The following is a 22284-nucleotide window of genomic DNA, read 5'->3' on the forward strand; positions in this document are numbered from 1 at the left end:
TAAGCGGCGGGAATGCACTAAAACACCGGCCGGATCGACCAATTAAATTTTAGTGCATTATGAATAAAACTAATGTGAAAAAAGGCCTTAAATTAGATTTTTTCAGCTGATGCCGGCGTCGGTTCACACAGCCAGTCCGGCATATCACTCAGCCCGCGGGCATGACGCAGCAGTGCCGGTTTTACGCCCGGCAGTGTATCCGCCAGCACCAGGCCGACATCACGGACCAGTTTTTTCACCGGATTGTTGCCGTCGAACAGCTCACGGAAGCCCTGCATCCCGGCCAGCATCATTGCGGCACTCTGTTTGCGGCGACGTTCAAAACGGCGCAGCCAGAAATAGTTGCCGATATCTTTGCCTTCGGCAGTCAGACGGCGGATTTCACCAATCAGCTCCGCCACATCCATAAAGCCGAGGTTCACTCCCTGTCCGGCCAGCGGATGAATGGTATGAGCCGCATCCCCCAGCAGTGCCAGACGCGGCGCGGCAAACTGGCGGGCATAGCGGCCGGTCAGCGGGATCGCCCGACGTTCACTGACAACCTCACACAGACCGAGACGCAGATCAAACGCCGCCGCCAGTTTATGGTTAAACGCGGTTTCATCCAGATCCAGGCAGTGCTGTGCGGTCAGTCCGGGCAGTGACCAGACAATCGAGCAGTGGTGAGCATCCGGCAGCGGCAGAAATGCCAGAATACCGTCACCGTGGAAAACCTGTCGCGCCACATTCTCATGCGGCAGTTCTGTGCGGATGGTAGCGACCAGTGCGTGATGCTCATAATCCCAAAACGAAACAGGGATATCCGCATGCTGGCGCAGCCAGGAATTTGCACCGTCTGCGCCTGCCACTAAGCGGGTCGTGAGCATATCGTCATTTTCCAGGGTGATAAAAGCATCGTTTTCGCCCCACACCACCTGACGGATTTGCGTACCGGTGAGCAGCGTCACATCAGACAATGTCTGAACCCGCTCCCAGAGCGCGTTGCGGATCACATCATTCTCAATAATATGGCCGAGGTGTTCACAATGGGCTTCCGCCGCGCTGAACGCGATACGGCCGAAGCTGTTGTTATCCCACACTTCCATACCCTGGTACGGTGCCGCACGTTTGGCCTGAATGTCCTGCCAGACGCCCAGCCGCGCCAGTAAGCGCTCACTGGCGCTGTTGATGGCGGAGACCCGGACAGCAAACGGCGCCTGCGGATCAAAACGGGTATCCGGCGCCTGTTTTTCAATTACCGCAATACGCAGCCCGCAGCCGTGCAGACCACAGGCCAGAGCCAGCCCGACCATGCCGCCACCGGCAATTACCACATCATATGACTGCATTGTTTATCCTCTTTCCGTGGCGGTATTAAGCGGCTGCGCGACCCAGCCGAGCGTCTGTTTTGCCAGCCGGTTGCGCAGAAACGGCAGCATTTCCATTGCCATCAGGCCGGCATTCCGTCCGGCGGCCAGCGGGAAGCAACGATTGGAGAAAAGGCGCACCAGGCTGTCAGTCAGGGTCATTGTCGCCTGCCGGTCAGCTTCACGGGCTGCCTGATACTGCGTCAGCACGCGGTACTGGCCAATATCTTCCTGTGATAAAAACGCCTGACTGATAACCTCCGCCAGTGCCATCACATCACGCATTCCCAGGTTGAATCCCTGGCCGGCGATAGGATGGAGTGTCTGAGAGGCATTGCCCACCAGCGCCAGGCGGTGGGAAATCTGAGAGTGCGCGGCACTCAGGGTCAGCGGATAACAGTGGCGGGCACCGGCAGTGATAATTTTGCCCAGTTGCCAGCCGAAGGCTTTCTGCAATTCGCGGCAGAAAGTCTCATCATCCCATTCACGCACGGTGTCCGCATGTTCTGCACGGTGACACCAGACCAGCGAACTGCGCCCTTCTGTCATCGGCAGCATCGCCAGCGGCCCCTGCGGGGTAAAACGTTCAAACGCCCGCCCCTGCGGATCCAGTTCCGTCATGACATTGGCGATCACCGCCACCTGCTCATACGGTGTGTCATTCCACTGCATACCGCACTGCTCTGCGACTGCAGAATGACTGCCGTCCGCCGCGATCAGAACCTGTCCGTTCAGCACCGTACCGCTCTCCAGCTGAACACTGACCGAGTCCGTCGTGCGGGTAATATTTTTTACGCTGTCCGGACAATACAGTGTGACATTGTCGGCTTTTACCAGTTCGGCAAACAGCGTTTGTCCGGCATCATACAGTTCAATAACCTGTCCGAGTGCATCAATATCATAATCACCGGCGGTAATATTCACACAGCCTGTATGCCCCTGATCAGACACATGCACCCGGGTAATCGGCGCTGCATACGCTTTCAGGGCAGACCACAGCCCGATTTTCTCAAGCCGCTGACAAGTCCCGTACGCCAGGGCAATCGCCCGCGCATCAAACCCCGGATGATGGGCATCCGGTAATCTGGCTTCCGCCAGTGCGACGGGAAGCCTGCCGTGACTGAGGCGGGAAAGCGCCAGCGCCAGTGTCGCGCCGGTCATTCCGCCTCCGGTGATTATCACACTCATTAATTATTCAGCCTGTTTTGCCTGCGCCATCAGCGCTTCAATTTCATCTGCGGTTTTAACCACGGAAGCTGTCAGGTTTTCGTTGCCGTCAGCTGTGATGACAATATCGTCCTCAATACGGATACCGATGCCGCGATACGCTTCCGGCACATCCGCATCCGGCGCGATATACAGCCCCGGCTCGATAGTCAGCACCATGCCCGGTTCCAGGATGCGGTCACGTTCTGTGCCGTAATGGCCGACATCATGCACATCCAGTCCTAACCAGTGGCTGAGACTATGCATGAAAAAGGCGCGGTATGCTTTGGTTTCGATCAAATGCGGGACATCCCCGGTCAGTAAACCGAGTTTCACCAGCCCTTCCGTCATGATTTCCACCACACGATCCGTCACTTCTGCGATCGACGTACCGGGGCGGTAGAGTTCCAGAGAAACATTCAGGGTTTCCAGCACCAGGTCATAGATTTCGCGCTGCTCTTTGCTGAATTTGCCGTTGACCGGGAAAGTACGGGTAATATCTCCGGCATAGCCTTCAATTTCACATCCGGCATCGATCAGCACCAAATCCCCGTCTTTCATCCGGCATTCGTTTTCGGTGTAGTGCAGGATACAGCCGTTTTCACCGCTGCCGACAATCGTGTTATAGGACGGGAAACGCGCGCCGTTACTGACAAATTCGTGTTCAATTTCGCCCTGTAACTGATATTCGTACATACCCGGACGGCATTTTTCCATCGCACGGGTGTGTGCCAGCGCACTGACTTTTCCGGCACGGCGCATGATGTCCAGCTCCGCCGGGGATTTAAACAGACGCATTTCGTGAACAACCGGCCGCCAGTCAATGATCGTGGCCGGCGCGGAAAGGTTACGGCGGCTGCCGCGGCGCAGTGTATCGAGAGCATTAAAGACGATGGTATCGGCATACGCCATTTCGCCCTGTGCGAAATAGAGGGTGTCGAGGCCGTTAAGCAGCTGACAGAGCTGTTCATTAATCTCATCAAACGGCAGAGCGCGATCCACACCCAGTTTTTCCGGTGCCGCGTCCTGGCCGAGACGGCGTCCGAACCAGATTTCTGCGGTCAGATCACGCACACGGTTAAACAATACACTGTGGTTATGGGTTTCATCACTTTTAATCAGTACCAGTACCGCCTCCGGCTCACTGAAGCCGGTCAGATAGAGAAAATCACTGTGCTGACGGTAGGGATAGTCGCTGTCCGCATTACGCTGCGCCGGAGGTGCCGCAAAGAAAACCGCCGCGCTGGCAGGTGCCATTTTTTCCAGCAATGCCTGACGGCGTGAGATAAATTCTTGTTTATTCATACCCTCTTTCCTTGTACGTGTGATGATTCAGAAATCTGATGGTTCAGTGTGCAGCAGATTGTCTGCCGCGGACAGCTTCAGATATATCAGTGTAATGTCGGTTTCTGTGCCGGCGCATCAGCCGTTTGTGCGCTGCGCGGTTTTGCCAGCGAGATATAGCACAGCTGTACGGCCACGCGGACATACTCGATCACTTCTTCCAGCGCATCATCCAGTGCTTCGGTATCTTCCGCTTCATCATAGCCCAGCATGCCGATTTCACGCAGATCAGTGACAATTTCTTTCACTTCATTACGATCACCAAATTTCGGATCGGCCACACCCAGACCTAATAAGAAGTGATTGACCCAGCCGGCCAGCTCATCAGCCCGGGCAAACACACCCGCTTCATCATCCGGCAGCAGTAAATTAAACTGGCATTCGGTATCATCAAGCAGCTCAAATGTGGTATTAAAGAGAGCACGCAGCGGTTGTGCCAGAATCTGTGAAAACGCCATACCTTCGTTGGTCAGGTCGTGGATCAGCGCCATCCAGCTCTCATCAGTGTTACCGCCGCAGAGCAGACCCGTGATCAGGCCGTGCATCTCTGACGCAGTCATGGCAACGGCTTGCTGACGTAAAAGTTCATCAAGTGTTTTAAAATCGGGCAGTGTTTTATCCGGGGTCATTATTTTGCTCACCAGTCGGGTTTCAGTTCGTGATATGCTACCATCAAGAGGCGCCGCTGTACCAGATAAGGGCTGCGGCCTGCTGCTATAACGTACACAATTCACGTCACACAGGATAATATCCTGTTGCAGAACCAAAGGAAGATTTCATGTCTGCACAACCCGTTGATATCCAAATATTCGGGCGTTCCATGCGCGTTAATTGTCCACCGGAACAAAAAGAAGCTCTGCTCGCTTCCGCTGCGGAGCTTGAACAACGGTTACAGGACCTGAAAGAGCGCAGCCGGGTCACTAACGCGGAACAGCTCGTTTTTATCGTTGCGTTAAACATCTGTCACGAACTGACACAAGAAAAATTGAAAACGCGCGATTATGCCTATAACATGGAACAAAAGATAAAACTGTTACAGCAGACTATCGAGCAGGCGCTGCATGACCAAACCCGAATTACAGAGCGCCAGGTAACACCTATTGAATAAAATTGTTTAGAAATCAGTCACTAGACAAAAAAAATTTCGAAATTAGGTTGCAATCTCAGCCCGATTTCATACAATGAGTTTAAGAACAACGTTACACGTAGTTCACAAAATTCTCTGAGATGTTTGTCTGCGGGTCAGTCCCCTGAGCCGATATTGATACAGACAGAATGTGGTGATTTGTCACCGGTGAGCATACCTGATTCGTTCAGGCAGCCTAATGGAAGCAACGCCGCGTTCACCTTGAACCAAGGGTTCAAGGGTTACAGCCTGCGACGGCATCTTGGAGACCTCTCTCTTATTTATCTCCTGATATTTCGCTGATTTCACTATGACTCATGACCCGCTGTTACAATCACGGCATCATCTGCGTCAGTTAATCCGCAACAAACGCCGTGCCCTGACCCCGCAGCAGCAGACGGCTGCCGCACAAGATCTTGTTCAGCAAATCATTCACCACCCCGGCATTGACCGCGCTGATAATATTGCCCTGTTTCTCTCTTTTGACGGCGAGATAGATACCCGCCCGCTGACAGAATGGCTGTGGTCACAGGGGAAACACGTATATCTGCCGGTTCTTCACCCGTTCAGCCGCCATCATCTGTTATTTCTTGCCTATCGTCCTGATACCCCGCTGATTAAAAATAAATTTTCAATTTCAGAACCGGCTTTGGATGTCACACAGGTATTGCCGCCGCAGGAACTGGATATCATGTTTATTCCGCTGGTTGCATTTGATGAAAAAGGCGGGCGTCTCGGGATGGGCGGCGGTTTTTATGACCGTACACTGGCAGACTGGCAGAAGAAAGGATTTTACCCGCTGGGACTGGCGCATGATTGTCAGCAGGTCAGTGAGTTACCCGTTGCAGAGTGGGATGTGCCGCTGCCGGAAGTGATCACACCATCACGCCGCTGGCTGTGGCCGGAACACAAATAAACCTGTATAAACAGACTGTTACTTATCAGAGAAATACACCGGCACGCATTGACTCCGGTGAAACTACCGGTAACGGGCAAAACGAAAAGCCGCTTTAAATACACCCCTGTAAGCTCAGGCGCGTCATCCATGACGCGCATGCTTTTTCGTTCGCTTGCCCGTTATCCGCAGAGCAATCACCGCTCTCAGAACAACAGACGTGCTCTTATTGTTCCCGGCAGGGCTTTCAGTTGCAGCAGAACATCATCCGCCTCATCCTGATTATTTGCCACAATATCGATAACAACATAACCCAGATCACCCGCCGTCCGCAGATACTGTGCTGCGATATTGATACCGCGATCAGTAAAGACCTGGTTGATGCTGGTCAGCAGACCCGGGCGGTTTTCGTGAATATGCAGCAGACGGTTTGCATTCTGTCCGTGCACCGGCAGTGATACTTCAGGGAAGTTGACCGCAGAAAGCGTCGAACCATTATCGGAGTATTTCGCCAGCTTGCCGCCGACCTCAAAACCGATATTTTCCTGTGCTTCCTGGGTTGAGCCGCCGATATGCGGAGTAAGAATGACATTATCAAACCCAATCAGCTCAGAAATAAACGGATCTTCCGGGTCATTGTTTGCCGCCGGTTCAGACGGGAACACATCCACCGCCGCGCCGGACAGGTGTTTTGAGGCCAGTGCCTGACTGAGCGCCGGAATATCCACGACCGTACCACGTGAGGCGTTAATGAAAATCGCGCCCGGTTTCATCAGTTCAAACTCATGCTTACTCACCATATTTTTGGTGGATTCCGTTTCCGGTACATGCAGCGTGACCACATCACTCATATTCAGCAGCTCAGATAAATGACGCACCTGAGTGGCATTACCGAGCGGCAGTTTGTTTTCGATATCGTAAAAATAGACATCCATACCGATGGATTCCGCCAGGATACCCAGCTGTGTCCCGATATGGCCGTAGCCGATAATCCCCAGTTTTTTACCGCGCGCCTCATAGCAGCCTTTCGCCTGTTTATCCCAGATACCACGATGCGCTTTGGCATTTGCCTCCGGAATACGGCGCAGCAGCAGTAACAGTTGCCCCAGCACCATCTCAGCCACGGAACGGGTGTTTGAGAAAGGTGCGTTAAAGACAGGAATACCGCGTTTTGCCGCCGCGCCGAGATCGACCTGGTTAGTCCCGATACAGAAACAACCGACAGCGACCAGTTTTTCCGCGCAGGCAAAAATCTCTTCTGTCAGTTGGGTACGGGATCGGATACCGATAAAACGCGCATCACGGATCGCTTCTTTTAATTCTTCCGTGGATAATGCGCCTTTATGATATTCAATGTTTGAATAACCCGCTGCTTTCAGACTGTCTGCCGCACTCTGGTGTACGCCTTCCAATAGCAGAAATTTAATTTTATCTTTTTCCAGTGATACTTTTACCATGACCCTGCCTTTTGTTAAGTTCCCGAAATGTCCTGTCCTCACATCAAAATAACAAAAAATAACGTCTCCGCAATACACGCCCCTGTATAAGTCACAGAACAAGTTACAGGGAAAAGGCAGGTTTGCAGAAGAAAATGAAAAAATGCCACTGAGTGCTGATATTTTGGGCATATCAAAGACAAAATTGTGATATATATCACCGAAATTTATGATTTAAAAAAAAATTAAAAAGGAACCGTCTCCGGTTCCTTATTCTGTATCGGTATATTACAGATAGCTTACTGATTTATTTAATGGTTTTTACGCCATCCTGAGTACCCATCAGCACCACATCCGCACCGCGGTTGGCAAATAAACCTACAGTCACCACACCGGCGATACCGTTAATTTTATTTTCCATCTCAACCGGGTTCAGAATTTCCAGATTGTAGACATCCAGAATCACGTTGCCGTTATCCGTTACCACATTCTGACGGTATTCCGGCTGACCACCGAGTTTGACCAGCTCACGCGCCACATAAGAACGCGCCATCGGGATCACTTCCACCGGCAGCGGGAATTTACCCAGCACATCAACACGCTTGCTTTCATCCACGATACAAATGAATTTTTTCGCAATAGCCGCCACGATTTTCTCACGGGTCAGTGCCGCACCACCACCTTTGATCATGTTCATATGGTGGTCGATTTCATCCGCGCCGTCGACATACACGTCCAGGCTGTCCACATCATTGCAGTCCAGCACCGGAATGCCGTAGCTTTTCAGTTTTGCGGTTGATACCTCTGAGCTGGATACCGCGCCGTCAATCTGGCCTTTCATGGTCGCCAGCGCATCAATAAAGTGAGACGCGGTGGACCCGGTGCCCACACCAACAATAGTGCCCGGCTTCACGAATTCTAATGCCGACCAGCCAACCGCTTTCTTTAATTCATCCTGAGTCATGTTATTGCCTTTTCATCGTCATCCTATGCCACCGGCATAGCCCGTGATAATTATAGCAATTATTTCTCCCCCGGAATGCGAATTGTGGCATATTGTGAATGACTGATAATAAAGAGGAGAAAACCGCCATGAGACGACCGGATTATCGTGCCCTGCAGGCGCTGGACGCTGTTATCCGTGAACGTGGTTTTGAGCGGGCTGCACAGAAACTCTGTATTACCCAGTCTGCCGTTTCTCAGCGCATCAAACAGCTGGAAAACCTGTTCGGACAGCCGCTGCTGGTGCGTACCGTGCCGCCGCGGCCGACCGAAGAGGGTCAGAAGCTCCTCGGTCTGCTGCATCAGGTGGAATTACTCGAAGCCGAATGGCTGGGGGATGATGCCGGTAATATTGAACCGCCTCTGATCTCTCTGGCGGTCAATGCCGACAGCCTCGCGACCTGGCTGCTTCCGGCGCTTCGCCATGTTCTGGCTGATCTGGCTATCCGCCTGAATATTCAGGTGGAAGATGAATCACGCACGCATGAACGTCTGCGGCGCGGGGAAGTGGTTGGTGCGGTCAGTATTCAGCCGCGTCCGCTGCCGGGATGTCTGGCGGATCAGCTTGGCGCGCTGGATTACCTCTTTGTCGCCTCACCGGAATTTGCCGCCCGTTATTTTCCTGACGGCGTCAGCCGCAGTGCTCTGCTGAAAGCCCCCGCTGTGGCATTTGATTATCTTGATGATATGCACATGGCCTTCCTGCAGACCAATTTTGACCTCGCACCCGGCAGTGTGCCGAGCCATGTTCTTAATTCCTCGGAAGCCTTTGTGCAGCTGGCAAAACAGAGTTCAGCCTGCTGTATGATCCCGCATTTGCAGATTGCGGATGAACTGGAGCGGGGAGAGTTGCTGGATCTGACACCGGGTCTGTTTCAGCGCCGGATGCTGTACTGGCACCGGTTTGCACCGGAAAGTGCCACCATGCGGCAGGTGACTGACGCCCTGCTGAAACACGGGCGTCAGACATTGCGGCAGGCGCCGCCTGAAACGGATTAACGTTTCAGTTCAAACACAACATCCACCTGATCGCGGAAGTCGATAGTCTGTTGTTCATAGGTTTCATCCGCAGATACCGCTGCCGGTGCATTGGCAGCCAGCATCATTTTACCGCGCGCCATCACCGGAACCGGCTGTGGTGCGTTATAACCGATGCTGTACACGGCACCCAGCTCAGAACCAAAGCCTTTTGCCACGGCTTTCGCCTGTGAAACGGCATCATCAATGGCTTTCTGACGCACTTCCGCACGATATTTCTCCGGATTATTCACTCCGAACTCCACTGCACTGATATCATTCAGGCCGCTTTTCAGTGCGCCGTCGAGCAATGTGTTCAGCTTGTTCAGATCATAGACTTTCACCGTCACTGAACGGGAGGCGTTATAACCGCGGATAACAGATTCTTCTTTCTCTTTATCATAGACATAATCCGGACTGGTACTGATATTGGCCGCATTAATGTCTTTCTTTTCAATCCCCTGAGCTTTCAGAAAATCAAAATATTGCGCCACACGTTTGTCCGCCTGTGCTTTGGCGGCTGACGCATCTTTTTCCTTTACGGTCACATTGATAGTCAGTGTCGCCATATCAGGCTCAGCCTGAATCACAGCGCTGCCGGAGGTTGAAATATGCGGGCCTGCGGGGGTTTCCGCTGCCTGAGCCGCAGCCGTGTAACTCCCCAGGGCAACCATAGCGGCAAGAGCAAGAGATTTCAGTTTCACATATCCTCCTTCTGTTTTAAACCGGTCACATAACAGGACGTTATGCCGGAATAAATAACACTAGCACACTCTGACGAAACAATATTTCGGATTAATAAGAAATATTCAATCCTTTTAAAGCTAATTGTATCGCGATATACCACATCACCGAGCCGACAAACAGGTTGATAATCCGCTGTGATACCGGTTTTTGCAGCACCGGCGAAAACCAGGCCGCCAGCAGCGCCAGGCCGAAGAACCACAATACCGATGCACATACTGCCCCTGCGGTAAACCAGATGCGCATATCGGAGCCCAGTTGTCCGCCGATACTGCCCAGCACCACAAAGGTATCCAGATAAACATGCGGATTCAGCCAGGTAACGGCCACCAGCGTCATAATCACCCGCCAGCGGCTGCGGACAACCTGCTCCTGCATCGTCAGTCCGGCATCCGCCGTAAAGACTGCCCGCAGCGCTCCCCAGCCATACCACAGCAAAAATGCCACCCCGCCCCAGGTGACCAGTGCCATCAGTAACACAGACTGGCTCAGCAGTGCGCTGCCGCCAAAGACCCCGGCCGTGATCAGTAACACATCACTCAGCGTGCATAAAAATGCACTCATCAGATGATACTGCTTCCTGCTTCCCTGTTGTAATACAAATACATTTTGTGGCCCGAGCGGCAATATCATTGCCGCGCCAAGTAATAACCCCTGAAAATACGTCGATAACATGCAAAAAATCCCGATAATTATTCAATCCACGCCGGATGGAATGAATATTACCGGGATTTCAGTATTAGTGAAATTAATACAATTAATGGGTCATTAACGAGACTAATATTTCGAGAGAAATGCGGTCAGATCCACTCCCAGACCAGACGCACCGGGGTACCGAGGCATTCACTCACACGGCTGATAATTTCATCCCGCCCGTTATCCATACAGACAATAAAACTGTTGTTATAACGGACAGTCAGCCCGTAACACGCAAGACCGCCGGTTTCATCATAATCCATATCGGGAATGACGGCAGGCGCCCCGCAGCAGGGGGTATTGCGCGGTGCCAGAGCGGCAGAAATGCGTTCCTCTCCGGTAACCGCAAAAATCGCATTCATCTGCGCCCCCCACCAGGTACCGGAAACCGGCTTGCGGCAGACAGGACAGAGCGGATAACGGAAGTTTTCACTGCCGGACCAGAAAATAATATCCGGGTCCGCCTGATGCATAATATCGTCAGCCGCCATCCACTCACTCAGATACTGTTCCGCAGCCTTCTGCTGCTCAGCATCCGGGACATAACTCAGTGTCTCAGGAATAAAATGAAGTAAATGCTCGCTCATCACAATCTCTCACTTTACGGCAAAAAAAAGCGGCACCCGGAAAAAGGGTACCGCTGATAATATACACCTGTTACGCCTGCTGTTGCTGATTATTCTGATGCATATGGACATCAAGCTGCGGGAACGGAATACCGATATTATGCTTATCCAGCGCACGTTTGAAGTTTTCCAGCAGATCCCAGTATACATCCAGGAAATCGCCGTTTTTTGTCCAGTAACGGACAACAAAATTCAGGGAGGATGGTGCCATTTCGTTGAGGCGAACCACGATACCTTTCTCTTTCTGCACGCGCGGATCAGCGGCAACAATCTCAGTCAGAATCTCTTTAACCTGATCAATATCGGCGTTGTAAGCCACACCGACAATGATGTCACGGCGGCGATCCGGTTCACGGGTAACGTTAATAATATCGCCCGCAATTACTTTACCGTTCGGGATCACAATAATCTTGTCATCCGCGCTGCGCAGTGTGGTGGAAAAAATCTGCACATTCTGAACAGTCCCTTCTGACGCCCCGATAACCACATATTCACCTGCACGGATAGGACGGAAAATCACCAACAATACCCCTGCCGCGAGATTTGAGAGTGATCCCTGTAATGCCAGACCCACGGCCAGACCTGCCGCACCCAGCACCGCGATAACGGACGCCGTCTGCACACCAAGACGCCCCAGAACGGCAATCAGTGTGAAAGCAATAACTGCATAACGAACCATTGCTGACAGAAAATCAGAGACGGTAACATCCACACCGCGCATCGACAGCAGGCGGGAAACCGCTTTGCCGGCCATTTTCGCCACAAACAGACCGATAATCAGTGTCAGCACAGCAGCCACAATATTCACCGCATAATCCAGCAGCAATGTCTGATTATTTGCCAGCCAGCCGGTCGCCTGATTCAGGCCATCCGTCAGGATTTGTTCATTCATTCATCCACCTCATAAGTTATCGGAAATAAATAAAAACAACATTGTTGCAATAACCGACCGATTATCGCATCAGGTAAAGAACTACTGGTTTATATTACCGTAACAAATGAAAATTTCAGAATAAAAATTCTCAGCCCTGCCCGCCGGTCACAATAAATTTACGATAATTTTCCAGTAAAATCATAAAGTCAGCCGTTCCGCAGAACGCAATACTTTCATTATCGTAATAACTCATACCTTCATCCGGTTCATCGGTTTCAAAGGTAATCTGATTGGCGTTAATCATGATTTCCTCATCATCCATCAACAGGGTGTATTCATGACCCACCCGCTGCCACTGCTGCTCACGCCCTTTAATACTGTCAAACGCCAGCGTTATCTCATCGATGACCGAGAGATCCCCTTTTACTTCTTCATTCAGCCAGTGACCGATCGCTTCGTGATCCATTGACAGCTTAACTATCACGTTCCCGTCGATCCCGAGGGAAAATTCATAATCCATCGCTGTATACCTCTTGTTAATACTTTACCGCTGTCACGTATGCAACACCTGTCCTTATTTTAGCGGGTTATCCGGTTTTCAGGTACATCCACACCGTAATTAACCGGCTGACAGGTATAAAAAAACGGGAGACAGTGTCTGCTGTCTCCCGCCGGTACAATAACTGCGGATTGATTCAGATGCTGACTATCACACCTGAGTCTGGAAAATCACGCCATCCGCAATTTTGGTGTACTGATTCAGCTGGTCAAAGTTGAGGTAACGATAGGTATCTTCCGCTGTCTCATCCACTTTATCCATAAAGGTCTGATACTCCGCCGGTGTCGGCAGGCGTCCCAGCAGGGAGGCAACTGCCGCCAGTTCCGCTGAGGCCAGATACACATTCGCACCGGTGCCCAGACGGTTCGGGAAGTTACGGGTGGAGGTGGATACAACCGTTGAGTTATCCGCCACGCGCGCCTGGTTCCCCATACACAGTGAACAGCCCGGAATCTCAATACGGGCACCGCTTTTGCCGAAGATGCTGTAATAGCCTTCTTCTGTCAGCTGCGCGGCATCCATTTTGGTCGGTGGTGCGACCCACAGACGGGTCGGTAACTGGCCCTTATAGCTGTCGAGCAGTTTACCCGCCGCACGGAAGTGCCCGATATTCGTCATGCAGGAGCCGATAAACACTTCATCAATCTTGCTTCCGGCCACATCAGACAGCAGACGTGCATCATCCGGGTCATTCGGCGCACAGAGAATCGGCTCCCGGATTTCATTAAGATCGATTTCGATCACGGCAGCATAATCTGCATCCGCATCGCCTTCCAGCAGTTGCGGATCGGCCAGCCATTTTTCCATGCTCTGAATACGGCGCTCGATGGTACGACGATCACCGTAACCTTCCGCAATCATCCATTTCAGCAGGACGATATTGGAATTGAGGTATTCCGTAATCGGCTCTTTATCCAGTTTGATGGTACAACCTGCCGCAGAACGCTCGGCAGATGCATCCGCCAGCTCAAACGCCTGTTCCACTTTCAGTGTCGGCAGCCCTTCAATTTCCAGGATACGGCCGGAGAAAATATTTTTCTTCCCTTTTTTCTCAACAGTCAGCAGCCCCTGCTGAATAGCGTAATACGGAATCGCATGCACCAGATCACGCAGCGTGATCCCCGGCTGCATTTTTCCTTTAAAACGCACCAGCACAGATTCCGGCATATCCAGCGGCATCACACCGGTTGCCGCCGCAAAAGCGACCAGACCGGAACCGGCCGGGAAGGAAATACCAATCGGGAAACGGGTGTGTGAGTCACCGCCGGTGCCGACGGTATCCGGCAGCAGCATGCGGTTCAGCCAGGAGTGGATAATACCGTCTCCCGGACGCAGCGACACACCGCCGCGGTTCATAATAAAATCAGGCAGGGTGTGATGTGTATTTACATCCACCGGCTTCGGATAAGCAGCAGTGTGACAGAACGACTGCATCACCAGATCCGCTGAGAAACCAAGACAGGCCAGGTCTTTCAGTTCATCACGGGTCATCGGCCCGGTGGTGTCCTGGGAGCCGACAGAGGTCATCTTAGGCTCGCAGTACTCACCCGGACGAATTCCCGCCACACCGCAGGCACGGCCGACCATCTTCTGAGCCAGTGAGAAACCGCGGGTGCTTTTCTCAACCGGTTTTGCCTGACGGAAAATATCCGTATGCGGCAGGCCGAGAGACTCGCGTGCTTTTGCAGTCAGGCCGCGACCGATAATCAGCGGAATACGGCCACCTGCGCGGACTTCATCCAGCAGCACATCGGTTTTCAGTTCAAACGTCGCCAGCAGCTCATTGGTGTCATGATTGCGGATCTCGCCCTTATACGGGTAAACATCAATCACATCCCCCATATTCAGATTGCTGACATCCACTTCCACCGGCAGCGCCCCCGCATCCTCCATGGTATTGAAGAAAATCGGGGCAATTTTTCCGCCCAGCACAATACCACCGCCGCGTTTATTCGGCACATACGGGATATCATCCCCCATAAACCACAGCACGGAGTTGGTCGCAGATTTACGGGAAGACCCGGTACCGACCACATCGCCGACATAGGCCAGCGGGAACCCTTTTTTGCTGAGCAGATCAATCTGATTAACCGGCCCGATATTGCCCGGTTCATCCGGATCAATACCGTCACGCGGGTTTTTCAGCATCGCGAGTGCATGCAGCGGGATATCCGGACGCGACCAGGCATCCGGTGCCGGTGACAGATCATCGGTGTTGGTTTCACCGGAGACTTTAAAGACAGTAACGGTCAGTTTCTCTGCCAGCTTCGGACGTTCAAGGAACCAGTCTGCATCAGCCCAGGACTGAATAATTTTCTGTGCATATGAATTACCGGCTTTTGCCTTTTCTTCCACATCATAGAAATTATCAAACATCAGTAAGGTATGAGAGAGCGCTTTGGCGGCGACAGGGGCCAGTTTTTCATCATCGAGGGCTTCAATCAGGGCGTGAATGTTATAGCCACCCTGCATGGTTCCGAGTAATTCAACGGCTTTTTCAGCGGAGATCAGAGGTGAATGTGCTTCACCTTTTGCCAGAGCGGCCAGGAAACCGGCTTTCACATATGCGGCTTCATCAACACCCGGCGGTACACGGTTGGTAATCAGATCAACAAGAAACGCTTCTTCGCCTGCCGGCGGAGATTTCAGTAATTCGACTAACTCAGCAACCTGAGCGGCTTCCAATGGCTTAGGGGCGATCCCTTGTGCTGCACGTTCGGCAACGTGCCTGCGGTAATTTTCCAGCACGACGTACTCCTTGCTTTGTGTTTTTTATGAGTGCCCGGCAACGGGGTTTCAGCATATCAAAATTTAAACACATTGTTAATTCATTCACATTAAAGCAACATAAACAATTTGTGAGCTGAATAACATTAGTGAATTAAACTTGCTGCTTACCCGTTTCACCAGTGTTATGCCGTTTTAAACAGGAATCTGCACAATTATTGATTACGCCGGAAATGCAAAAAACGGTCGTTTGCGCAGTTCAGCTGCACCGGGAACGACGGTCAGCATACTGAATTTATTAATATCTGAATAATACCGGTTTGTCTATGAGTACACAGGCGGGGCGATGGCTGCGGGGAATAAAAAAATCCGGCGCCAGAGGCTGCCGGATTTTTATTTTCAGCCGGGTAACAATACTGTTACCGGGTCAGCTGATTACTTTTTCTTTTTCGCTTTCGGATTCGGAAGGTCAGTGATGCTGCCTTCGTAAATCTCAGCCGCCATACCGATTGATTCGTACAGCGTCGGGTGAGCGTGGATGGTCAGAGCCAGGTCTTCCGCATCACAACCCATTTCGATAGCCAGACCGATTTCACCTAACAGCTCACCGCCGTTAGTACCGACAATCGCACCACCGATAACACGGTGAGATTCTTTGTCGAAAATCAGTTTGGTCATACCTTCAGCGCAGTCAGACGCGATTGCACGGCCGGAAGCCGCCCACGGGAAGGTTGCTGTTTCGTAGCTGATGCCCTTCTCTTTCGCTTCTTTCTCGGTCAGACCAACCCATGCCACTTCCGGTTCGGTGTAAGCAATAGACGGGATCACTTTCGGATCGAAGTAGTGTTTCAGACCGGAGATAACTTCGGCTGCCACGTGACCTTCGTGAACACCTTTGTGCGCCAGCATCGGCTGACCGACGATATCGCCGATAGCAAAGATGTGCGGCACGTTGGTGCGCATTTGTTTGTCAACGTGGATGAAACCGCGATCGTCAACTTCAACACCGGCTTTATCAGCCGCCAGAAGTTTACCGTTAGGAGTACGGCCGATAGCCACCAGAACCGCGTCATAACGCTGTGGTTCTGCAGGGCCTTTCTTGCCTTCCATCGTGACATAGATACCGTCTTCTTTTGCTTCAACGGCGGTCACTTTGGTTTCCAGCATCAGGTTAAACTTGGTGCTGATACGTTTGGTGAACAGTTTAACAATGTCTTTATCTGCTGCAGGAATGACCTGGTCAAACATTTCAACAACATCAATCTCTGAACCCAGCGCGTGGTATACGGTACCCATTTCCAGACCGATGATACCACCACCCATGACCAGCAGACGGCCCGGGACGGTTTTCAGCTGCAGCGCATCAGTTGAATCCCATACACGCGGATCTTCGTGCGGGATAAACGGCAGCTGAATCGGGCGTGAGCCCGCTGCAATAATAGCATTGTCAAACGTGATGGTGGTTTTACCCTTCTCACCATTGACTTCGATAGTATTCGCACCGGTGAACTGGCCGAGACCATTCACAACAGTCACTTTACGGCCTTTCGCCATACCGGCCAGACCGCCGGTTAACTGAGAAATAACTTTCTCTTTCCACAGACGGACTTTATCGATATCAGTCTGCGGTTCGCCGAACACGATGCCGTGAGAAGCCAGCGCTTTCGCTTCTTCGATCACTTTAGCAACATGCAGTAATGCTTTGGACGGGATACAACCTACGTTCAGGCAGACACCGCCTAAGGTTGAATAGCGTTCAATCAGGACAGTTTCCAGACCTAAGTCAGCACAGCGGAAAGCCGCTGAATACCCTGCAGGGCCCGCACCAAGTACAACGACCTGGGCTTTAATTTCAGTACTCATCGTGACCTCTTAATTGTTTGTCCGGCGGGTCAGACGACATATATTCCACCGGGACGTACACACTGAGAGCAGTTTACAAAATTGTTAACAACCTGGAAAGGCGCAGTTCTGTGACCTGACTCCCGTTATCCGGGATGAGCACGTTTCAGCCTGCGCCGCTGAGACCGGCTCTGCACCGGTCTTAGTGTAATTGCTTACATTGCCAGGCGGCGTAAATCGCTCATGTACTGATTAATCAGCGTGATGAAGCGGGCGCCGTCAGCACCATCGATCACACGGTGGTCGAAGGAGAGTGACATTGGCAGAATGAGACGCGGAACAAACTGTTTGCCGTCCCATACCGGTTTCATGGATGAACGTGACAGACCCATGATAGCCACTTCCGGTGCGTTAACAATCGGTGCGAAACCGGTTGTCCCGATACCGCCCAGGCTGGAGATAGTGAAGCATCCGCCCTGCATATCAGAAGAAGTCAGCTTACCGTTACGGGCTTTTTTGGAGATTTCAGCCAGTTCGTAAGACAGTTCCAGAATACCTTTTTTGTTCACATCTTTGATGACAGGAACAACCAGGCCGTTCGGGGTGTCTACCGCGATACCGATATTGACATATTTCTTCAGAATCAGACGCTGTGCATCTTCAGTGATAGAGCTGTTGAAACGCGGCATTTCGACCAGCGCTTTCGCGGCAGCTTTCATCACGAAGACCAGCGGAGTGATTTTCACGCCCAGCTGTTTCTTCTCAGCTTCTTTGTTCTGCTGTTTACGGAATTCTTCAACGTCAGTGATATCCGCTTCATCCATCAGCGTAACGTGCGGGATCATCACCCAGTTACGGCTCAGGTTAGCACCGGACAGCTTCTGAATACGGCTCAGTTCAACTTCTTCCACTTCACCGAACTTGCTGAAGTCCACTTTCGGCCATGGCAGCATGCCAGGTAAACCGCCGCCTGCAGCAGCCGGAGCCGCTTCAGCGCGTTTCACCGCATCTTTCACATAAGCCTGAACGTCTTCACGCAGGATACGGCCTTTACGGCCTGTGCCTTTGACTTTCGCCAGATTCACACCGAATTCACGGGCCAGACGACGGATAACCGGACTTGCGTGAACGTAAGCATCGTTCTCAACGAAGTCATTACCCGCAGCCGGTGCTGCTGCCGGAGCTGCTGCCGCTGGTGCAGCTGCTGCAGGCTGTGCTGCCGGAGCAGGTGCTGCGCCCGCAACTTCAAAGACCATAATCAGAGAGCCGGTTTTGACTTTATCGCCGACTGCTACTTTGATTTCTTTGACTTTACCTGCCATCGGAGACGGGACTTCCATTGAGGCTTTGTCGCCTTCAACGGTGATCAGAGACTGTTCTTCAGTCACGGTATCGCCGACGCTGACCATAATTTCAGTCACGTCAACTTCGTCACCGCCGATATCCGGTACATGGATTTCTTTGTCTGCTGCCACGGCCGGTGCCGCTGCTGCAGGTGCCGGAGCGGCTGCGGCAGGCTGTGCCGCCGGTGCTGCGCCCGCAACTTCAAAGACCATGATCAGGGAACCGGTGCTGACTTTATCGCCGACAGCAACTTTGATCTCTTTAACCACACCCGCCATCGGAGACGGAACTTCCATTGAGGCTTTGTCGCCTTCAACAGTGATCAGAGACTGTTCTTCAGTCACGGTATCGCCGACGCTGACCATGATTTCAGTCACATCAACTTCGTCACCACCGATATCCGGTACGTGAACTTCCTGCAGTGCAGATGCTGCAGCCGCTGCCGGAGCAGCAGGTGCGGCAGCCTGAGCTGCCGGAGCAGGAGCCGCTGCTGCGGCCTCTGCTTCAAATACCATGATGAAAGAACCGGTGCTGACTTTATCGCCCACGGCAACTTTAATCTCTTTAACAACCCCTGCCTGCGGAGACGGAACTTCCATCGACGCCTTGTCACCTTCAACGGTGATGAGTGATTGTTCTGCTTCTACTTTATCGCCGACACTGACCAGAATTTCAGTTACATCAACTTCATCTGAACCGATATCAGGCACATGGATTTCAATAGACATTAATTTTTACCTCTTATGCCACACGCGGGTTAACTTTTTCAGGGTTGATGCTGAATTTCTTAATGGCTTCTTCAACCACTTTCACGTCAATTTCACCACGTTTAGCCAGCTCACCCAGAGCAGCAACAACAACATAACCAGCATCAATTTCGAAATGATGACGCAGGTTATCACGGCTGTCTGAACGGCCGTAACCGTCAGTACCCAGTACGCGGTACTGGTCAGCAGGAACATAACCGCGAACCTGTTCTGCGAACAGTTTCATCCAGTCTGTGGATGCCACAGCCGGTGCATCGTTCATCACCTGAGTGATGTAAGGCACGCGCGGGGTTTCTGACGGGTGCAGCATGTTCCAGCGATCACAATCCTGACCTTCACGTGCCAGCTCGGTGAACGAGGTCACGCTGTAGATATCAGAGCTGATGCCGTATTCAGAAGACAGAATCTGACCTGCTTCACGTACGTGACGCAGAATCGCACCTGAACCCAGTAACTGTACCTTGCCTTTATCACCGGTCAGGGTTTCCAGTTTGTAGATACCTTTACGGATACCTTCCTCAACACCTTCCGGCATTGCAGGCATATGGTAGTTTTCGTTCAGTGTGGTGATGTAGTAGTAAATGTTTTCCTGCGCTTCACCATACATACGCTCCAGACCATCCTGCATGATGACCGCAACTTCGTACGCGAATGACGGGTCATAAGACAGGCAGTTAGGGATAGTCAGAGACTGAATATGGCTGTGGCCATCTTCGTGCTGCAGACCTTCACCGTTCAGGGTGGTACGGCCGGAAGTACCGCCGATCAGGAAGCCGCGTGCCTGCTGGTCGCCTGCCATCCACATCAGGTCACCGATACGCTGGAAACCGAACATTGAGTAGTAGATGTAGAACGGAATCATCGGCAGGTTATTGGTGCTGTAAGAGGTTGCAGCCGCCAGCCAGGATGCGCCCGCACCCAGTTCGTTGATACCTTCCTGCAGGATCTGACCTTTCACATCTTCACGGTAGTAAGCAACCTGCTCACGGTCCTGCGGGGTATACAGCTGACCTTTGGAGTTGTAGATACCGATCTGACGGAACAGACCTTCCATACCAAATGTACGTGCTTCATCCGCGATGATTGGCACAATACGCTCTTTGATGGATTTGTTTTTCAGCATCACGTTCAGTGCACGCACAAACGCGATAGTGGTGGAGATTTCTTTGTTCTGCTCTTCCAGTAACTGGCTGAAATCGCTCAGTGCAGGAATATCCAGTTTCTCATCGAAGTGAGAACGGCGTGAAGGAACCGGACCATGCAGTGCCGCACGGCGTTCCATCATGTATTTCTGCTCTTCAGAGTTTTCGTCAAACTTGATGAACGGCAGTTTTTCCAGCTGATCATCAGCCACATCGATGTTGAAACGATCACGGAGATGGCGCACGCCTTCCATGTTCATTTTCTTAACCTGGTGAGCGATGTTTTTACCTTCAGCAGTATCACCCATACCATAACCTTTAACGGTCTGGGCCAGGATCAGGGTTGGTTTGCCTTTGGTGTCATGCGCTTTTTTCAGTGCAGCGAACATTTTCTTCGGATCGTGACCACCGCGGTTCAGTGCGAAGATCTGCTCATCAGTCCAGTCTTTGACTAATGCAGCGGTTTCCGGATAACGGTTAAAGAAGTGTTCACGAACGTAAGCACCATCTTTGGATTTGAATGTCTGATAGTCGCCGTCAACGGTTTCGTTCATCAGCTGAATCAGTTTACCGCTGGTATCTTTCTTCAGCAGTTCATCCCAGCGGCCGCCCCACATGACTTTGATTACCTGCCAGCCCGCACCGGAGAACATACCTTCCATTTCGTTAACGATTTTACCGTTACCGTTTACAGGGCCGTCGAGGCGCTGCAGGTTACAGTTGATAACGAAGATCAGGTTGTCCAGGTTTTCACGGACAGCGATATTGATTGCACCTTTAGATTCCGGCTCATCCATCTCGCCATCACCCAGGAAGGCATAAACGGTTTGCTCAGAGGTATCTTTCAGACCACGGTGTTCCAGATATTTCAGGAATTTAGCCTGATAGATAGCAGCCAGCGGCCCCAGCCCCATAGAAACGGTCGGGAACTGCCAGAAGTTAGGCATCAGTTTAGGGTGCGGATAAGAAGGCAGACCTTTGCCGCCGATTTCCTGACGGAAATTGTTCAGCTGCTCTTCGGTCAGACGACCTTCCATGAATGCGCGTGCGTAGTAGCCCGGGCTTAAGTGGCCCTGGAAATAAATAACATCACCGCCGTCTTTTTCGTTCTGGGCACGGAAGAAGTGGTTGAAGCACACTTCATACATGGTAGCCGCAGACTGGTAAGACGCCATGTGACCGCCCAGATCCAGATCTTTCTTGGATGCGCGCAGAACCATCATGACAGCGTTCCAGCGGATAGCAGAACGGATACGACGCTCCAGCTCCAGGTTGCCCGGGTAGGCAGGTTCATCCTCAACAGGAATGGTGTTGATGTAATTACGGGCCGCAGCACCTGCTGCAACACTCACACCACCCTGACGGGCAGTATTCAGAACCTGATCAATCAGGAACTGTGCACGCTCAACACCTTCTTCACGGATGACCGATTCGATCGCCTGTAGCCAGTCGCGGGTTTCGATCGGATCCACGTCATTGTTCAAAATGTCTGACATGGTGTATTCCTTATAGTTTATCTGTTTCTAATGATATTCGGAGCCTATCTTCACGTATCCCGCCTTAACGGTGACGGGCGACGTGAAGATAGGCC

18 protein-coding genes and 1 other RNA gene are annotated in these 22284 nt (G+C 51.9%); 4 read left to right on the forward strand and 15 right to left on the reverse strand.

The window, feature by feature from the left end:
* Positions 1-92 precede the first annotated feature (92 nt).
* From ubiI to JC793_RS14285, 4 genes are all read right to left on the reverse strand, one after another.
* Positions 93-1328, reverse strand: a complete 1236-nt coding sequence (gene ubiI / locus JC793_RS14270; RefSeq protein ID WP_218426488.1) for an FAD-dependent 2-octaprenylphenol hydroxylase — start codon at positions 1326-1328, stop codon at positions 93-95.
* Between the two features lie 3 nt (positions 1329-1331).
* On the reverse strand, positions 1332-2534 hold the full coding sequence (gene ubiH, locus JC793_RS14275) for a 2-octaprenyl-6-methoxyphenyl hydroxylase (RefSeq protein WP_218426489.1): 1203 nt from the start codon (positions 2532-2534) through the stop codon (positions 1332-1334).
* A gap of 3 nt (positions 2535-2537) precedes the next feature.
* The gene (gene pepP / locus JC793_RS14280) at positions 2538-3857 is read right to left on the reverse strand and encodes a Xaa-Pro aminopeptidase (protein ID WP_166708325.1); all 1320 of its coding nucleotides are present in this window, start codon (positions 3855-3857) and stop codon (positions 2538-2540) included.
* An 86-nt stretch (positions 3858-3943) separates the two neighbouring features.
* On the reverse strand, positions 3944-4525 hold the full coding sequence (locus tag JC793_RS14285; protein ID WP_052926866.1) for a YecA/YgfB family protein: 582 nt from the start codon (positions 4523-4525) through the stop codon (positions 3944-3946).
* Between the two features lie 149 nt (positions 4526-4674).
* Between JC793_RS14285 and zapA the strand changes: the two genes are divergently transcribed.
* The 3 genes from zapA to JC793_RS14300 all read left to right on the forward strand — a co-directional run bounded on the left by zapA (position 4675) and on the right by JC793_RS14300 (position 5938).
* Positions 4675-5004: a cell division protein ZapA gene (zapA, locus tag JC793_RS14290; RefSeq protein ID WP_046894472.1), complete on the forward strand. Its 330-nt coding sequence runs from the start codon at positions 4675-4677 to the stop codon at positions 5002-5004.
* Positions 5005-5112: 108 nt separating this feature from the next.
* Positions 5113-5295: non-coding RNA, 6S RNA (gene ssrS / locus JC793_RS14295), on the forward strand.
* Positions 5296-5332: 37 nt separating this feature from the next.
* A complete protein-coding gene (locus JC793_RS14300) occupies positions 5333-5938 on the forward strand; it encodes a 5-formyltetrahydrofolate cyclo-ligase (RefSeq protein WP_218426490.1) in 606 nt (201 codons plus the stop codon).
* Positions 5939-6123: 185 nt separating this feature from the next.
* On the opposite strand, the gene serA is transcribed toward JC793_RS14300, so the two are convergent.
* Positions 6124-7374: a phosphoglycerate dehydrogenase gene (gene serA, locus JC793_RS14305; RefSeq protein WP_166708327.1), complete on the reverse strand. Its 1251-nt coding sequence runs from the start codon at positions 7372-7374 to the stop codon at positions 6124-6126.
* Positions 7375-7660: 286 nt separating this feature from the next.
* Positions 7661-8317: a ribose-5-phosphate isomerase RpiA gene (gene rpiA / locus JC793_RS14310; RefSeq protein ID WP_046894475.1), complete on the reverse strand. Its 657-nt coding sequence runs from the start codon at positions 8315-8317 to the stop codon at positions 7661-7663.
* 128 nt (positions 8318-8445) lie between these two features.
* Between rpiA and JC793_RS14315 the strand changes: the two genes are divergently transcribed.
* Positions 8446-9354 (forward strand): LysR family transcriptional regulator ArgP, encoded by a 909-nt coding sequence (locus JC793_RS14315; RefSeq protein WP_052926940.1) that lies wholly within the window; start codon positions 8446-8448, stop codon positions 9352-9354.
* Here the strand turns inward: JC793_RS14315 and JC793_RS14320 are convergent.
* From JC793_RS14320 to aceE, 9 genes are all read right to left on the reverse strand, one after another.
* Positions 9351-10076 (reverse strand): oxidative stress defense protein, encoded by a 726-nt coding sequence (locus JC793_RS14320; RefSeq protein WP_046894476.1) that lies wholly within the window; start codon positions 10074-10076, stop codon positions 9351-9353. The two genes, JC793_RS14315 and JC793_RS14320, sit on opposite strands and share 4 nt — an antisense overlap.
* Positions 10077-10167: 91 nt before the next feature.
* Entirely contained in the window at positions 10168-10791 is a 624-nt protein-coding gene (gene argO, locus JC793_RS14325; protein WP_046894477.1) for an arginine exporter ArgO, read from the reverse strand.
* Positions 10792-10916: 125 nt separating this feature from the next.
* Complete coding sequence (locus JC793_RS14330; RefSeq protein WP_247717262.1) at positions 10917-11399, reverse strand: hypothetical protein; 483 nt, start codon at positions 11397-11399, stop codon at positions 10917-10919.
* 70 nt (positions 11400-11469) lie between these two features.
* A complete protein-coding gene (gene mscS / locus JC793_RS14335) occupies positions 11470-12330 on the reverse strand; it encodes a small-conductance mechanosensitive channel MscS (RefSeq protein ID WP_166708330.1) in 861 nt (286 codons plus the stop codon).
* A gap of 130 nt (positions 12331-12460) precedes the next feature.
* The gene (locus JC793_RS14340) at positions 12461-12832 is read right to left on the reverse strand and encodes a YacL family protein (protein WP_166708331.1); all 372 of its coding nucleotides are present in this window, start codon (positions 12830-12832) and stop codon (positions 12461-12463) included.
* Between the two features lie 189 nt (positions 12833-13021).
* Complete coding sequence (gene acnB, locus JC793_RS14345) at positions 13022-15619, reverse strand: bifunctional aconitate hydratase 2/2-methylisocitrate dehydratase (protein ID WP_218426492.1); 2598 nt, start codon at positions 15617-15619, stop codon at positions 13022-13024.
* A 414-nt stretch (positions 15620-16033) separates the two neighbouring features.
* Positions 16034-17461, reverse strand: coding sequence for a dihydrolipoyl dehydrogenase (gene lpdA / locus JC793_RS14350; RefSeq protein ID WP_025152798.1), 1428 nt, complete (start codon positions 17459-17461; stop codon positions 16034-16036).
* Between the two features lie 194 nt (positions 17462-17655).
* Positions 17656-19512: a pyruvate dehydrogenase complex dihydrolipoyllysine-residue acetyltransferase gene (gene aceF, locus JC793_RS14355; protein WP_218426493.1), complete on the reverse strand. Its 1857-nt coding sequence runs from the start codon at positions 19510-19512 to the stop codon at positions 17656-17658.
* Between the two features lie 13 nt (positions 19513-19525).
* Positions 19526-22189: a pyruvate dehydrogenase (acetyl-transferring), homodimeric type gene (gene aceE, locus JC793_RS14360; RefSeq protein WP_046894485.1), complete on the reverse strand. Its 2664-nt coding sequence runs from the start codon at positions 22187-22189 to the stop codon at positions 19526-19528.
* Positions 22190-22284: the final 95 nt, after the last annotated feature.

It is taken from the genome of Morganella morganii (assembly GCF_019242955.1).
In the GTDB taxonomy this organism is placed as follows: domain Bacteria; phylum Pseudomonadota; class Gammaproteobacteria; order Enterobacterales; family Enterobacteriaceae; genus Morganella; species Morganella sibonii.

What these genes read in the sequence shown, in the direction of transcription:
- lpdA (WP_025152798.1), bottom strand. Translation starts at nt 17,461, where the DNA reads ATGAGTACTGAAATTAAAGCCCAGGTCGTTGTACTTGGTGCGGGCCCT.
- aceE (WP_046894485.1), bottom strand. Translation starts at nt 22,189, where the DNA reads ATGTCAGACATTTTGAACAATGACGTGGATCCGATCGAAACCCGCGAC.
- aceF (WP_218426493.1), bottom strand. Translation starts at nt 19,512, where the DNA reads ATGTCTATTGAAATCCATGTGCCTGATATCGGTTCAGATGAAGTTGAT.
- JC793_RS14330 (WP_247717262.1), bottom strand. Translation starts at nt 11,399, where the DNA reads ATGAGCGAGCATTTACTTCATTTTATTCCTGAGACACTGAGTTATGTC.
- ubiH (WP_218426489.1), bottom strand. Translation starts at nt 2,534, where the DNA reads ATGAGTGTGATAATCACCGGAGGCGGAATGACCGGCGCGACACTGGCG.
- serA (WP_166708327.1), bottom strand. Translation starts at nt 7,374, where the DNA reads ATGGTAAAAGTATCACTGGAAAAAGATAAAATTAAATTTCTGCTATTG.
- JC793_RS14340 (WP_166708331.1), bottom strand. Translation starts at nt 12,832, where the DNA reads ATGGATTATGAATTTTCCCTCGGGATCGACGGGAACGTGATAGTTAAG.
- rpiA (WP_046894475.1), bottom strand. Translation starts at nt 8,317, where the DNA reads ATGACTCAGGATGAATTAAAGAAAGCGGTTGGCTGGTCGGCATTAGAA.
- ubiI (WP_218426488.1), bottom strand. Translation starts at nt 1,328, where the DNA reads ATGCAGTCATATGATGTGGTAATTGCCGGTGGCGGCATGGTCGGGCTG.
- zapA (WP_046894472.1), top strand. Translation starts at nt 4,675, where the DNA reads ATGTCTGCACAACCCGTTGATATCCAAATATTCGGGCGTTCCATGCGC.
- JC793_RS14300 (WP_218426490.1), top strand. Translation starts at nt 5,333, where the DNA reads ATGACTCATGACCCGCTGTTACAATCACGGCATCATCTGCGTCAGTTA.
- mscS (WP_166708330.1), bottom strand. Translation starts at nt 12,330, where the DNA reads ATGAATGAACAAATCCTGACGGATGGCCTGAATCAGGCGACCGGCTGG.
- argO (WP_046894477.1), bottom strand. Translation starts at nt 10,791, where the DNA reads ATGTTATCGACGTATTTTCAGGGGTTATTACTTGGCGCGGCAATGATA.
- JC793_RS14315 (WP_052926940.1), top strand. Translation starts at nt 8,446, where the DNA reads ATGAGACGACCGGATTATCGTGCCCTGCAGGCGCTGGACGCTGTTATC.
- JC793_RS14285 (WP_052926866.1), bottom strand. Translation starts at nt 4,525, where the DNA reads ATGACCCCGGATAAAACACTGCCCGATTTTAAAACACTTGATGAACTT.
- pepP (WP_166708325.1), bottom strand. Translation starts at nt 3,857, where the DNA reads ATGAATAAACAAGAATTTATCTCACGCCGTCAGGCATTGCTGGAAAAA.